Source organism: Acinetobacter sp. GD03645 (assembly GCF_029845285.1).
GTDB classification, from domain to species: domain Bacteria; phylum Pseudomonadota; class Gammaproteobacteria; order Pseudomonadales; family Moraxellaceae; genus Acinetobacter; species Acinetobacter corruptisaponis.
Genome location: NZ_JAOCLL010000012.1, coordinates 43,106 through 57,677, shown reverse-complemented (window position 1 = coordinate 57,677; position 14,572 = coordinate 43,106). Strand labels below are relative to the sequence as shown.

Genomic DNA, 14,572 nt, shown 5'->3' with positions numbered 1-14,572 from the left:
TAAGCCTACCATAAATGCAAATCCTACAGATAGTTTAAATATCGACCCTAATAGTCATTTCCCCTATCATTTTGTATGGGAGAGTCAATCCAGCTTGGATCAACTCTCAGCATTATTAGTTTACAAATAAACTAATAATGCTATAGAACTGATTTTCTGGCTTCTGTTTGCCATCCACAATTTCACTCACCTCAACAAGATATTCACCTGATGCTGGGAAAACGAGTTCCGCATTTCCATTTGCATCCGTTTTTAAGCTTTTGGCCTGATCATCCGTTGCACCCTTGGCACGAATGACCACACTGGCATTTGCCAAAGTCTGGTTGGCTTTAGATATCTTGACTTTCACAGCCTGATTGGCTTTTAACTCGTTTGGATGAATCGAAAACTCAACCTGAATCGGCGCAGAATTTACCTGAACGGGTGAACTCTTATCTTTTGTCACATAGGTCAATAAGGTCCATTCACGGGTAATTTCAACAGGCGTGAACTTTTTACCTTTTAAATCGGCTGGGATGACATAGTCACGTTCATTTTTTGCTGGCGCCTTATCTGCTGCCATGTCAAAGAACAACTTCCATTCCTTTTGATCTTGTACATATTTCAACGGGTAAGATGCTTTGGTCTGAATATTATAAGTGCCCCCTTCTGGCAGTTTTAAGTCAAATACTGTGGCGGAGCTTAATGTGGATGCTGCTTCAATTGTTGTTTTTTTCTGGTCTGGCGCAGTAATTTCAAACTTGGCATTTTTTAATGCATATTCACTGTTCAATGCCTCTTCCGCATAGCCAGAGACCACAGTCACCTGAGTTTGCTCAGTTTTATAGGCAATAGGAGCAACATAAGGTTCATGTGCTAAACTATAGCCTGAAACCAATACAAATGATGCTATCAATAATCTTTTCACGAGTTTCCCCCACCTTTGATTTTGCTCAATACAGGCATTAACCAATCTGAATTGTTTAGCCTCAAGTTTTATAAGCCTGATTATACACAAATGAAAATAATTATCATTATAATATGGAATTTTTCTGTACGAGAACACCATTTATAGATATAGATATCTATAGATATAAAAATTACGTTATCTTTCATTTTTCTAAAAGCGACTCGAATATAATAGACTGGTATCTTTATTCCAGAGTTGTTATGTCTGTGCCAAGCCCCATTACACCATCCCCTCAACCACAGAAATATTCCTTATTCTTTGTCATTTTTTCATTGGCAATTGGCAGCTTCTGTATTGGTACAACTGAATTTGTTGCAATGGGGTTGATTCAGGAAATTGCGACAAATTTAAATGTAAGTGTTCCACATGCAGGATATTTTATAAGTGCCTATGCATTAGGCGTGATGGTTGGTGCGCCAATTATTGCCATTTTAGGGGCAAAAATTCCACGTAAAACCCTGTTGCTGGGATTAATGCTATTTTATGGTTTGGCAAATGCGGCAACCGCCTTTGCCACCACACCAGAAGCCATGCTGATTTCGCGCTTTATTGCAGGTTTTCCACATGGTGCTTACTTTGGCGTTGCTGCATTGGTTGCAGCCGAACTAGCAGGCAAACAACGCCGCGCAACCGCAATTGCACAAGTGATGATGGGCTTAACCATTGCCAATGTTATTGGAGTCCCAATCGCTACATGGTTAGGCCAGCAGTTCGGCTGGAAAGCAGGTTTTGAATTTTCTGCGGCGATTGCATTCATTACTCTGATTGGGGTAAGCCTGTTTGTACCGAATATGCCTCTACAAAAATCTGCCAGTATCAAGGCTGAATTAGCAGGCTTAAAAAATATCAATATGTGGTTAACACTGGCTGTTGGTGCAATTGGTTTTGGCGGGATGTTCTCGGTATATAGTTATGTGTCGCCAATTTTGACTGAATATACCCATGCAGATATTCGTGTGGTTCCAATTGCCCTGGCAATCTGGGGAACAGGTATGGTGATCGGTGGTTTAGTTGCGGGCTGGTTGGCAGACAAGAACTTATTTAAAACCATTATTGGTATTTTGATCAGTTCTGCACTCGCTTTTGTTGCAGCCAGTTTTATGATGACAAACCTCTATACAGCGATTGCCGCTTTATTCCTGATTGGCTTTACCGTAATTGGACTAGGTGGCGCATTACAAACCCATCTAATGGATATTGCAGGTGATGCACAAACTTTGGCAGCCTCGCTCAACCATTCCGCATTTAACCTTGCCAATGCGCTTGGGGCATTTTTGGGTGGATGGGTACTCAGTCACAATATGGGCTGGTTGGCACCGATTTGGGTAGGCTTTGTTTTAAGCCTAGGTGGATTGGCAATTCTGCTCATTGCACTGGCGTATGCAAAATACTCACAGCAAAAAGAATCTGTCGTTTCTTAATGGCAGATTCATGAGTTGATTTAGATTAATTTATCAGCTTTGCAATTTGTCGGTCATGCCATTTGGACAACAATAACAAGGCAGCCATTGCTCCAATTAAGGCAAAGAACATATCGGACTGGGTATCCCATTCATATCCCTGAGTTCCTAAAAACTCTTCAGCACCTTGTCCCATTACTAAAGCAGCAGCCCATTCAATCAGCTCATAGCTTGCACTAATCGCCAACACAATACAGATCACAATAAAAGTGAGCATTCTTCCTTTGGTCAGAATCTGGTTTCTAAGCAGGATTTCACGGGCGGCAATTGCAGGAACAAAGCCCTGCATAAAATGTCCAATTTTGTCATAAGGATTGCGATCCATCCCCAACCATTCAGCCATTTCAAAACCAAAAGGCACACGTGCATAGGTATAGGCACCGCCTACAATTAAAACAATGGCGTGCAAAAAAATTAAGCTATACAAAAGATTGGTGAGCGGAAATGTTTTATAGGTGTAAATCAATAATGGAACAGTAATTAAGACAGGTAAAACCTCCATCACCCATGTACCACGGTCAAATGGATGAATACCTGAAATGATTAAAATCAACATAAGAATAAATGCTGCACAACACAACATCAGTTTTTGACTCATATCAACTCCTCTAATTTTTATTATTTTGTCTTAACATGACTCGATTCTTAAAATTGATCCTCAACTCTGTTTTTCATTGAATTTGAGAATAAACTTGAGGTTCATTCGGATAATTTTTCACCACAATGCGGACAGTAATGATACTTCTTTTTTTCCTGTTCCTGATCTTCAAGTAACTTCTCCCTGACCAGTTGGATGATAATTTCATGGGTCTGCTCTTTTGGTAAACCGACTTTTTTTCGAATTCGTTCAATTTCAACTTGGTCATGCAACAAGTCTAGCCCTTTGGCTTGCAAGGCTTCACGAAACTCCTGTTCTAGTCTTTGATTACGCTGGTTTAATTCATTGGCAAGGCCTGAAGCTAAAATACCTGCAGGTAAAGCTGCAATACCGACACCCAGAATTGTGATGAATGCACCCAGGATACGACCCAAATTGGTTACAGGTGTTACATCACCATAGCCTACTGTTGTCAATGTAACAACCGCCCACCACATCGCTTTTGGAATTGAGCTAAATGCTTCAGGCTGGGCTTTATTTTCCACCACGTAAATTGCGGATGCTGTCATCACAATCATAATGACCAAAATGAAAATAACCGCCTGAAATGAACCTTTTTCTCGCTGGATAACACGTAAAAGTATCTGCAATGACACAAAATAACGGGTTAGTTTGAGTAATCGGAATAGTCGTAATACCCGTAGGAAACGTAAATCAAGATGGACAAAGAAATTGAGATAGGCAGGTAAAATCGCCATTAGGTCAATAATCGCCCCGCCACTTTTCATCCAGCGAAACCGCTGCTTCCATGCTGGTTCCTGTGGATTTTTCTCAACGATGCTCCATAGCCTTAATAAATATTCACCACTAAAAATAAGGATTGAGAGATTTTCAAAAATATCGAAATAAGGCTGATATAGCTTATACAAGTCATTCACTGACTCCAGTAGCACCGCTGCAACATTGGCAATGATTAGGGAAATCAGTACATAGTTTACACAGGTACTCACCTTGCTTTTATAGTCATCATCATGCAGATTGTTATAAACAAACCGTCTTAGCAGTTGCCATGAAAATTGAGCCATACCATATTTATCGTTATATAAATCAAGCTAAAATGTATCATGTTGCTCAGGCATTTGATAAGTGATTTGTATCCTACTAAACCATTCTTAGTGCATGGTGGAAAGAGAACTTTGTCATGAGTGTCGTCAATATCATCATCTTTGTGGTGATTGGCGGACTTTGGTGGAAAATGCTGGGTTATTGGTAGGATTGGTAAGTTGAAAAAAGCCCTTTTCAAAGGGCTTTTTTCGTATACGTATTTGAAAAGCCCGCACACCAAACAAAATCATATTAGCTTAACTAATCTGTCCTGATATCATAAACCCAGTTTCGTGCTTGTTGCTCTGTTGTCGTTTCGCATACATAGTAATCTTGATGCCACGAGTCTTGATGGAAAATTTCCTTTTTGTGGTAGCTTACTTGTTTGCCATTTTCAACACAGATAAAACTGTCACCTTGATCTTTCACAGCTGAACCGTTAAGAAATCCACCAATACATAAGAAGCGGGATTGTTTCGCCATTTACTTGAATCAACTTTTAAATCATTAACAGTGTTTTATAAAGCTTTAATTTCTGGTTTTCCATCTAAATATGACAAATAATATTTATTAGTTGTAACTAACTTTAATAAAAACTTATTAATCAACTCTCTTAATATTAGTGTATTTTTCCAAGCTTGATTAACATCAGTTATATCATTTCCGTGAGCAGCATCATTTCGTTGTTGCCAAGCTTTTTTTTCAATATCAGATAAAGACAATGAGATGTCATTACAAAAAAAATCCATCTTATTTTTTTGAGAATAAGTATTCAAATTCCCTATTTTATCTAAAAAAATTTTCTTTTGCTCAGGGGTTATCTCAAACTCTTCCAGTTGTTGTTGTAATCGCTCCAGCATTTTTTTAAAAATTGCTTTATCTAAAATTTTACTATAACTAACTTCATGAATTTTCATATATGTAGCTTGTAGCTTTTCAATAAGTGCTCCATAGTGAACAGCGGCAGTAATTGAATTAGAATTTACTGCTACCCAATATGTAAAAAATATATTACCTAGATCATATTCTTCATATTTAACATAGAGTTCTTGCATCAAATTTTCAAAAATATCAACTTCTATAATATTTAAAGCACTTAAACTAAGGGGTGTAGGTACTTGAACATTGATAGCCAATTGTCCTCTCTCATTATCATGAATATTTCTTAAATAACTATAAGACGGTGTCATATATTTATTTACAAAAGTATACCCATAAAAAACTAACGGACAACCCAATATATAAGAAATAATTCCCCTTATTTTCTCCCTTTTATCTAACTCCAAATCCTTTTTGTATAGTATTATTCCTTTATCTCCATCTTTAATCTTAATTATATAAACTTCACTTCCTTCAAATCTAAATCCAATACTATTCCTATTAGAGTTCTCTAAATTTACTATTTTTTGTATTAGCTGACAATCCGTCCCATATATTTCAAAAATTCTTTCATGATTTTCACTCCACTTCATTAGATGAGGAAATATATGATTAATTTTAAAATTATCAACAAATTCAATTAAATATTCAGCACCTATTTGCTCATGACTATCTTCAAAAACAATTTCATCAACAATAAATATATCAGTATATTTAGGGTTATCACCCACTAAAGAGTGAGTTTGTTGTATTGGTAAAGCATACATTAATATTTTTTGTTTTAAAAAGTTATGTTCAAATATGATAAGAGACTCATTTTTATCAATATAACCAGATTTTCTGTTCAATTCTAAATCATCGGAAATAACACCTTCAACTTTTAATTTTAGTCTTCCCTCTTCATCTCTAAATAATAGAAAGTCTCCTTCATCTGCTCTTAAAAATCCTTTAAAAATGCATTTAAAATTATTTAAATTAAAATTTATGTTTTCCCAAATACCTAACGACATTTATAATTTTCCAAAAAATAAGGGCTGATTACTCAGCCCTTATTTTTAGCAAAAACAATCGATTAGGTCAACTGAGCCGCTTGGATTTTCTTGGTATCAACTTGATCAGCTTCTTTTGTATATTCGCTCATCTTGTCGAAGTTCAAGTATTTGTAAATGTCAGCAGAAGCGCTGTCAATTTGCGACGCGTACTGTTGATATTCTTCTGGGCTTGGTAATTTACCAAGTACCGCAGCTACAGATGCAAGCTCAGCAGACGCCAGATAAACATTTGCACCTTGACCTAAACGGTTCGGGAAGTTACGTGTAGAAGTCGATACACAAGTCGTGTTCGGTGCTACACGTGCCTGGTTACCCATACACAATGAACAGCCTGGCATCTCAGTACGCGCACCAGCACGGCCATAGATGTTGTACAAGCCTTCTTCCATCAACTGGTGCTCATCCATACGTGTTGGTGGAGCCAACCATAAACGAGTAGACAATGAACCACCAGGAACTTTGTCAAGCAACTGACCAGCAGCACGGAAGTGACCAATGTTGGTCATACAAGAACCGATGAACACTTCATCAATTTTGTCGCCTTGAACGTCAGAAAGAAGTTTCGCGTCATCTGGATCGTTCGGGCAGCAAAGAATTGGTTCTTTGATGTCGGCAAGATCGATTTCGTATACTTTGGTATATTCAGCATCTGGGTCAGCTTTTAACAGGCTTGGGTTATCCAACCACTTCTGCATGTTTTCAGCACGGCGCGCCATTGTACGCGCATCGCCATAACCTTCAGCAATCATCCACTTCAACATAGTGATGTTAGAACGTAGGTATTCAGCTACTTTCTCTTCAGAAAGCGTGATTGAACAGCCCGCAGCAGAACGTTCAGCAGATGCGTCAGAAAGTTCGAATGCTTGCTCAACCGTCAAGTCATTTTCCATTTCTGATAAATCAATCTCAAGGATACGACCAGAGAAGATGTTTTTCTTACCTTTCTTCTCTACAGTCAAGTCACCCTCTTTAATCGCATAGTAAGGAATCGCATGTACAAGGTCACGTAAAGTGATACCAGGCTGCATTTTACCCTTGAACTTAACAAGTACAGATTCAGGCATATCCAGTGGCATAACACCAGTCGCTGCTGCGAATGCAACAAGACCAGAACCTGCTGGGAATGAAATACCGATTGGGAAACGAGTATGTGAGTCACCACCAGTACCAACAGTATCTGGAAGTAACATACGGTTTAACCAAGAGTGGATAATACCGTCACCTGGACGTAAAGATACACCACCACGGTTCATGATGAAGTCAGGTAATGTATGGTGAGTTGTTACGTCAACTGGTTTTGGATACGCAGCAGTGTGGCAGAAAGACTGCATCACAAGGTCAGCAGAGAAGCCTAAGCATGCCAAGTCTTTTAACTCATCACGAGTCATAGGACCAGTAGTATCCTGAGAACCAACAGTGGTCATCTTAGGTTCACAGTAAGTACCTGGACGGATACCTTGACCTTCAGCAAGGCCACATGCACGACCGACCATCTTCTGAGCTTGAGTAAAGCCTTTACCAGTGTCAGCAGGTTGTTTTGGTTGACGGAACAAGTCAGAAGCAGGAAGACCTAATTCTTCACGTGCTTTAGCAGTCAAGCCACGACCAATGATCAGGTTGATACGACCACCAGCACGTACTTCGTCTAAAAGTACAGGCGTTTTAAGTTCTGATTCAGCGATTTGAGCGCCATTTTTGAACGCCGTTACTTTTGCAGCAGCATGGTCGATTTTAAGAACAACTTCATCGCCCATGTTCATTTCAGCAACATCGATTTCAACTGGTAATGCGCCTGCATCTTCCATTGTGTTAAAGAAGATTGGAGCGATTTTAGAACCTAAGCACACGCCACCGTCTTTTTTGTTTGGAATGTGTGGGATTTCATCACCGAAGAACCAAAGCACTGAGTTAGTTGCTGATTTACGGCTTGAACCTGTACCAACAACATCACCCACGTAAGCAACTTGGTTGCCTTTTGCGATTAATTCATTGATTTGAGTGATAGGACCAACTTCACCTGGTTTTTCAGGGTTGATACCATCACGCTCGTTTTTCAACATTGCAGTTGCGTGCAATGGAATATCTGGACGACTCCAAGCGTCTTGTGCAGGTGACAAGTCATCCGTGTTGGTTTCGCCAGTTACTTTAAATACAGTGATCTTGATTTCTTCTGGAACATCTGGACGGCTTGTGAACCATTCAGCATCAGCCCAAGATTGTAAAACTGCTTTTGCATTGGCATTGCCAGCTTTTGCCTTGTCAGCAACGTCATGGAACGCATCGAATACAAGAAGTGTCTTTTTCAATGCTTCAGCAGCTAAGCTAGCTAATTCAGGATTGTCAAGAAGTTCAACAAGTGGCGCTACGTTATAACCACCAAGCATTGTACCAAGTAGGTAAACAGCACGCTCTTTGGTTACAAGTGGAGAAGTTGCTTCGCCTTTTGCGACTGCAGCGAGGAAAGCCGCTTTTACATAAGCAGCTTGGTCAACACCTGCTGGAACACGGTTTTCAAGCAAATCAACCAAATATGCTTCTTCACCTGCTGGTGGATTTTTTAATAATGCGACAAGTTCAGCAGTTTGAGCATCATCAAGTGGCTTCGGTGGGACTCCGAGTGCGGCACGTTCTGCAACGTGTTGGCGGTAAGCTTCTAGCACGGTGTTATTCCTCTTTTTTAAAAAATTACCTGTAAGTTCCAGCTTTCTGTAAGCTTTACAAGCAATATGGACAGCAAAATTTTACTAGACTTCGAGTTAAAAGTTAATGCAACAACCGTATTTCTACGTGATGACCATTATTTTATAGCGAAATGCCCATCGTTTTGAAATACCGCTTTGGTATAAAGCCAAAGTCCAGTAAAACAATCATTTAGTTCCACAAAAAAAGACAACGGTGTTGTCTTTTCGGTTAATACATTAAAATAGTTTATAGTTCGGCAACTTTTCATGTGGTGTTGCCAAACATTGTTCAGTAAATTGTTGCTTCAGTTTTTCACGTAATGCATCTGGATCAGCCTTAAGTTCTTCGGCTGGGATTGCGTAGACTTTTTCAATAATGCCGAAAATAAACTTACGCGTGGTCTCATCCTCAATTTTACCCGCATGTTCTGTTGCCTGTTTTTGCTCAATTCCATTTTGACGATCCAGCGTAATCGAACGCGCGGCATTTCCCACACTTACACAATAGCCATGCCATTGTTGTTCAGGTGTAAGTGGCTCTTTTTTGCTACAACCGACCAAAACCAAACCTATTGCAATCAACAAAACTTTATTCATCATCATACTGCGACTAATTTGATGCACACATCATACTGAAACTGGTTTATTTTGCAAAAGGAAGTATTTAAAACCATCCTATCCGCAATAAAAACATACAAATCATTTGCTGCACTGCATATTATTGCCATTCTTTTGGCATTTACTACCTGTTGCAGAAAGATAGGTATTACCTGCCACCAGATTATAATGCCTGCCTTTTGAATCCCAACATCTGACACCATTACAGTTTTTTACAGGGATCAGGGCTTCACCAGCAGCTGGCTTAGCTGAATTTGTTGCAGAAGCTGTGGTGGTCTTAACCACATCTGCACTGGTCGCCGCTACAGTTGTTTTTGCTTCTTTGTTTACTGCTGGCGGAGGTGTTGTTGGATGAGTTGCGGTCTGTGTTGTAGCGGTATTGGGATTTCTCTTTGCAGGGTCGAGTTGAGGCTCCTGTTTCTGAGTTGGAGGTGGTGTTGCTGAATATGTTGTTACACCACGTGCGTCCACCCACTTATAGTATTCTTTAGCATTTGCTTGAAATGTACAGCCCAGCATCCCAATGCTGATGATTGCCAAAAGCTGACTAAAAGTGACAGATTTCATCCCTTTCCTCCAAAAAATATCATAAATATTTTATTTTCAATAACTTATTTTAATTTTAGCATATTTCCTTATTTAAAATAAATGTCATTAAAAAAACCTGTTTTATCATTGTAAAACAGGTTTTTATTTTTACATACTAAAAACGCCAGTTATAGAAAATATCTATCGCACGTTCCAAAGACTGACTCGCTTCCAGATATAAACGGCGGTTCATTTGATAACGTAAGGTAAGTTTATTCACAGGAGTAAAGACACCAATACCATAGCGGATAAATAAATCTGGTGTGATATACCCTGTCAGGCTGACTTGAGTATCATCTCCTGTACCCTGTGCATCCAGTGCCAGACCACTCAGACCAAAGGTTCGACCAATCTGGTTGGTTAAAGCCCGTGTCCCGCCCAAGCCCATACTGATACCAGCGGCGGCAATGGTATTGTTTACGTCTGACTTAAAGCCCTCGGTATTGCTTAAACCACTACTGCCTTCATTGATACGTCCCGTAAGCAAGGCATTGAGGGCCTCTTGCTCTGACAAGCCAGCATCATTATAGACCTGAACATTCGGCACAGTTGCGGTACCCGTTACCCGAACCCCAACCATACTGCCTTGAACAGGTTTATTGGCATCAATATCCAGTGTTGGGTTGGCCAATGGTCCATTAAAACGGGCAATGGCTCGGTTCAAGTCCAGACTTTGACCATAGGCCTCAATTTTCACTTTCTGGCTCACCCCAATCGCACCATTGGCACGCATTGCGGTTTCGAGACCACGCTGAGATAGATGCAAACGTCCAACGAGTGGAATATTACTTTCAAAGCCCTGGAAAATAACCTGATTGCCTAATGTCAGGGTCATATCAGCACGAATGTCCCACGGTTTTGCTGACTTTAAGGTCGCCAACAAATCCTGTCCTTGCTGAACAACACGGACATCAGGCGAAACGTTAATCACGGTTGCCGTGGTTTCTGGCATTGAAATGCGCGCGCGAGGAACATCAATTGACCCTTTCAAGCTTAAGCGCTGATCAAATGGATAAACATCAAGGCTTAAATCAGGCTGGACAATTGCAGTAATCATCGGTGCCTGACGAATCAACAGGTTGTCACCCTTTAAGGTCAATGCCAGATGTGGTTCTTCTTTCCAGTCAAAGCTACCCTTTAAGCGGCCCACACCTTGCCCACTGTTAAATGCACCATCAATACTGGCTGAATCCTGACGGATTGAGGAATACAACTGGATATTGGTGAGATTGACAGGCAATGAAATCATGCTGATGGCACCATTTTTCAGACGCATTTCACCTGTGAATTGAGGTTGAGTTAAAGTCCCATTCACCTTACCAGCAAGTGCAAGCGTACCCGCCATTGAACGGACATCCTTGATAAATGGTTTAAAGACTTTTAACTGAACATCATCAAAAGCCACTTCGCCACGCATTGGCATATTGTCCTGGAATGGATTGACAATCACATTCGCATAACCCGTTCCAATATCTGGGGTTTTCATGTCTACACGGAACAACAACCCGTCGCTGACACTTTTGGCAATCAGGCTTAATTCATCATAAGTCATGGTAGTGGCTGGATCTTGTGGATCATCCGCGGCCAAGCCAATCTCACCCTTGCGTGTCACTAGGCTGGCATCAATTTTTGGACGGCTACCCTGAACCCATGATGCCTTGGCATAACCATTCAACTGACCCGTAACTGCCAACCCTTCTGGCATAAAAGCGGTAAAGTCATTTAAGTCGATATTTTTGGTAATGACAGAGACATTACCCTTGGCCTGACTAATACGTGCAGGCTGATCCAGACATAACTGGCTGTGCGCACTCTGCCAGCAATGCTGTCCAACATACAGTTCGGATAATCGGGTTGAATACACAATCGCCGCATTTTGATTTTGTACAAGATTGATACGTTGCGAAGCAAAGTTTCCTTTTTGCAGTTGCCCTAGCCAATCGTTGTTTGAGTTAAAGCCACCTGCAAGCTGCACATAGAAATTCGATTGTCGATTTTTGCTTTCAACCTTTAAGACATGCGCCTTACGTGTTCCAGCCAGATTGACCGTAGCATTTTCGATTTCACGATTGCCACTGCGTAAATGATCAATTTTTGCGGCCAATAACGTTGGGGTCGTTTCTGAAGTTGGTAACTCACCCTGAATACGCAGTGATTTAACGCTTGCCACATCCTTGAATGCGAAATTATCCACGGCAATATTTGCAGTTGCCTTTAAGCGTGGCTGGGACTGCACATTCAAGCTGCCATAAGCAAGACCTTGCAGACCTGGATATAATTCATATAGTGCAGGCGCATTGAGCTTAATTTTCAGGCTTTGTGCATTACCCGTTGCCTGTAACTGATTTTGTGCATAGGAAAAATATAAATCATTCGCTTCAAACTGCTGCGGTAAAAAGCCTTTCTGGTTGGAATCCAGCAATAGCGTCAGGTTGCCGCGTCCCCTGATTGGCTTGTTATTAATAAAACCAGCGGCATTCAGTTGACGGATATCAATACGTTTGAGCTGTTCAGACCAAACACCCTGTGTTTTTACATGACCAGATACTTCACCCTTAACACTGGAAACGAAATATTGGGGTTTAAAACGTACCAGTGAGGCATCCAGATCCCAACCCAATTTATCTTTAAGATTCACTGCGCCAGTGGCATAGACTTTACCCGCCACACCATCATGTTTTAGCTCATTGATCTTGATGTATTCAGGTGTACCTGCAACATTGATTTTTAATAAGCCATTTCCCTGATTTAAGGCGTTGAGTGAACCATCATAATTCACAGCAAAACTTTTAAAGCCGCCACCCGCTTTTTGATCATGGAAGATAAGAGCCGCTGTACTTTTTCCTTTTAAGGCAACCGTTTCAGTTTTACCTGCCTGGGCCAGTTGTCCCTTGAGATCAATCTGGTCAAGTTGAATGATCTGCTGGTTGGGTTTGGCAAAACCAGTCGCTTTAATCTGACCATTGAGTAGATTAACGGGTGCTGTTGCAACCACAGTCTGCGGATTAAAGTTTTCTGCCTGTAGCTGTGCCTGCCATGCAAGCTGCTGCTTTTCATTTGGCAATTTCACCTTGGCCTGACCCGTTAGGCTGCCTTTCTCAGCCTGATAATGGAAACGTTCCACATCTAAAAGGTCACCTTTTACGTCAAAGCGTGCATCATACTGTCCTGTTGGTAACAGTGTTTTCTCATGCGGACGTACCTTGGTTGAAACATAGATATCCTGTTGTCCCTCTTTCAACGTAACATCGGTATGCCCTTCTGCACTACTCAACCAGCCAATATAGGGTACAGCCCGATCAATTCCTTGCCATGCAACATTTAACAACATTGGTTGGGCTTTGTGATCTTTTGCCTCAGCCTGATTTAGTTTGATGGCCCAGCTTTCATATTTATCGAAGTCAAGGTTGGCTTTTAAGGACAGCCCTTTTTCCATTGAACCTGATGAACTTAGGTTTGCGTCCAGATTGGGTGGCAAGAAATCCTGAGCCACTTGCGGAACAGTTTTATCTTTCGGGTTTAATTTTTCCAAACGCCCCTTAATATCCCATGACACATGATTATGCCAATTCACCATACCTTTAAGACCAACCGTACCACCCATCAACTGACCATTAAAATCATTGATATTGATCTGGTTTTTCAGGTCAGTATCCATCAGGGCATTATATTTTCCCTCAGGAATCTGTTCGCCTTTTAGGTCGGTATCCAGTGTCAGAAGTAACTTTTGAATGTCACCGTTAAACCGCGCCACACCATCTTTTGCAAATAATTTCTGTTCTTTTAGCAAGGGTAAATGATAATTTTTAAAGAACAATTCACCGTTCATTGGCACGTGGTCACGTACAGGATGAACCACAACCCAACCTGTGAGTAGATCAGGGGTACGGGTTGCAATTCCTGCCTTTAAGGTATCAAGCGTTCCTCTGGCGGCAACCTTGATAATCTGAATATCCAGACTTTTTAATGAGGGAATAATCAGGTCAGTTTTGAGGTTCAATGGGTATTTACCAATAAAATCCATTTCACCTGTTGCATGCTGGAGTGCCAGATAGCCCATATCCATGCGGGAGTCTTCGAACTTAAGCTTTGTTCCCGACCATAAGGCATCCTTTAAATAAATATCATTAAAATCAACCTGGGAAGTGGCAGTCTTGATCTGGAGATGGTCTACAGTCGCCTCATCCACCCTTAATACAAATGGCAATTTAATCGCATCAAAGGAAAATGGTTTACCTGATGGCGGTTTTTTATTCACAATCCTTAAGTTACGCACATCAGCATGGCTTAAGTGCAGTTCCTTGTTTAACAGGGCACGCCAGCCTAAAGACACATCGGCCCGATCCAGCGACACATCCACAGCCTTAACTTGCAGCAACACATTTTTCAGGATAATCCCTGAAAGCAGGTTTCCACTTTCATATTCATATTTAATGACTTTCTGGCTTTGCAGCACACGATCCAGTAAGAAACGGCTTCCCTTGTCCGTGGACATCATCACCAGTAACGAGCTGACCAGCAATAAAAGAATGATCAGCACAATCAGCGCAATGCTTCGAAGAATGCGCCGTTGCTGTCTTGGTCTTGTTGGAGGTAACTGCTGTTGTGCTTCCGTCATAATCAACCTGAATTGTTTGACCTTT

10 protein-coding genes and 1 pseudogene are annotated in these 14,572 nt (G+C 40.9%); 2 read left to right on the top strand and 9 right to left on the bottom strand.

The features are described from left to right. Positions 1-115: 115 nt before the first annotated feature. Positions 116-907 (bottom strand): DUF4198 domain-containing protein, encoded by a 792-nt coding sequence (locus tag N5J47_RS11155; RefSeq protein WP_279959988.1) that lies wholly within the window; start codon positions 905-907, stop codon positions 116-118. A 242-nt stretch (positions 908-1,149) separates the two neighbouring features. Between N5J47_RS11155 and N5J47_RS11150 the strand changes: the two genes are divergently transcribed. Beyond that, positions 1,150-2,370: an MFS transporter gene (locus N5J47_RS11150; protein ID WP_279959989.1), complete on the top strand. Its 1,221-nt coding sequence runs from the start codon at positions 1,150-1,152 to the stop codon at positions 2,368-2,370. Between the two features lie 25 nt (positions 2,371-2,395). On the opposite strand, the gene N5J47_RS11145 is transcribed toward N5J47_RS11150, so the two are convergent. Continuing rightward, the gene (locus N5J47_RS11145) at positions 2,396-3,007 is read right to left on the bottom strand and encodes a DUF2238 domain-containing protein (RefSeq protein ID WP_279959990.1); all 612 of its coding nucleotides are present in this window, start codon (positions 3,005-3,007) and stop codon (positions 2,396-2,398) included. A 101-nt stretch (positions 3,008-3,108) separates the two neighbouring features. After that, positions 3,109-4,092, bottom strand: a complete 984-nt coding sequence (locus N5J47_RS11140; protein ID WP_279959991.1) for an ion transporter — start codon at positions 4,090-4,092, stop codon at positions 3,109-3,111. A gap of 95 nt (positions 4,093-4,187) precedes the next feature. Between N5J47_RS11140 and N5J47_RS11135 the strand changes: the two are divergent. After that, positions 4,188-4,280, top strand: a pseudogene (locus N5J47_RS11135) (2-oxoglutarate/malate translocator); the annotation flags it as partial. 92 nt (positions 4,281-4,372) lie between these two features. Here the strand turns inward: N5J47_RS11135 and N5J47_RS11130 are convergent. From N5J47_RS11130 to N5J47_RS11105, 6 genes are all read right to left on the bottom strand, one after another. Then, positions 4,373-4,594 carry a hypothetical protein gene (locus tag N5J47_RS11130; protein WP_279959992.1) on the bottom strand — a complete coding sequence of 74 codons (222 nt, stop codon included), beginning with the start codon at positions 4,592-4,594 and terminating at the stop codon, positions 4,373-4,375. A 35-nt stretch (positions 4,595-4,629) separates the two neighbouring features. Next, entirely contained in the window at positions 4,630-6,000 is a 1,371-nt protein-coding gene (locus tag N5J47_RS11125) for a hypothetical protein (RefSeq protein WP_279959993.1), read from the bottom strand. A gap of 62 nt (positions 6,001-6,062) precedes the next feature. Beyond that, positions 6,063-8,702: a bifunctional aconitate hydratase 2/2-methylisocitrate dehydratase gene (locus tag N5J47_RS11120; protein WP_279959994.1), complete on the bottom strand. Its 2,640-nt coding sequence runs from the start codon at positions 8,700-8,702 to the stop codon at positions 6,063-6,065. A 258-nt stretch (positions 8,703-8,960) separates the two neighbouring features. Beyond that, positions 8,961-9,320, bottom strand: coding sequence for a hypothetical protein (locus tag N5J47_RS11115; RefSeq protein WP_004677666.1), 360 nt, complete (start codon positions 9,318-9,320; stop codon positions 8,961-8,963). 102 nt (positions 9,321-9,422) lie between these two features. Beyond that, a complete protein-coding gene (locus N5J47_RS11110) occupies positions 9,423-9,908 on the bottom strand; it encodes a DUF4124 domain-containing protein (protein ID WP_279959995.1) in 486 nt (161 codons plus the stop codon). 136 nt (positions 9,909-10,044) lie between these two features. Then, positions 10,045-14,547: a translocation/assembly module TamB domain-containing protein gene (locus N5J47_RS11105; RefSeq protein WP_279959996.1), complete on the bottom strand. Its 4,503-nt coding sequence runs from the start codon at positions 14,545-14,547 to the stop codon at positions 10,045-10,047. Between the last annotated feature and the right edge of the window lie 25 nt (positions 14,548-14,572).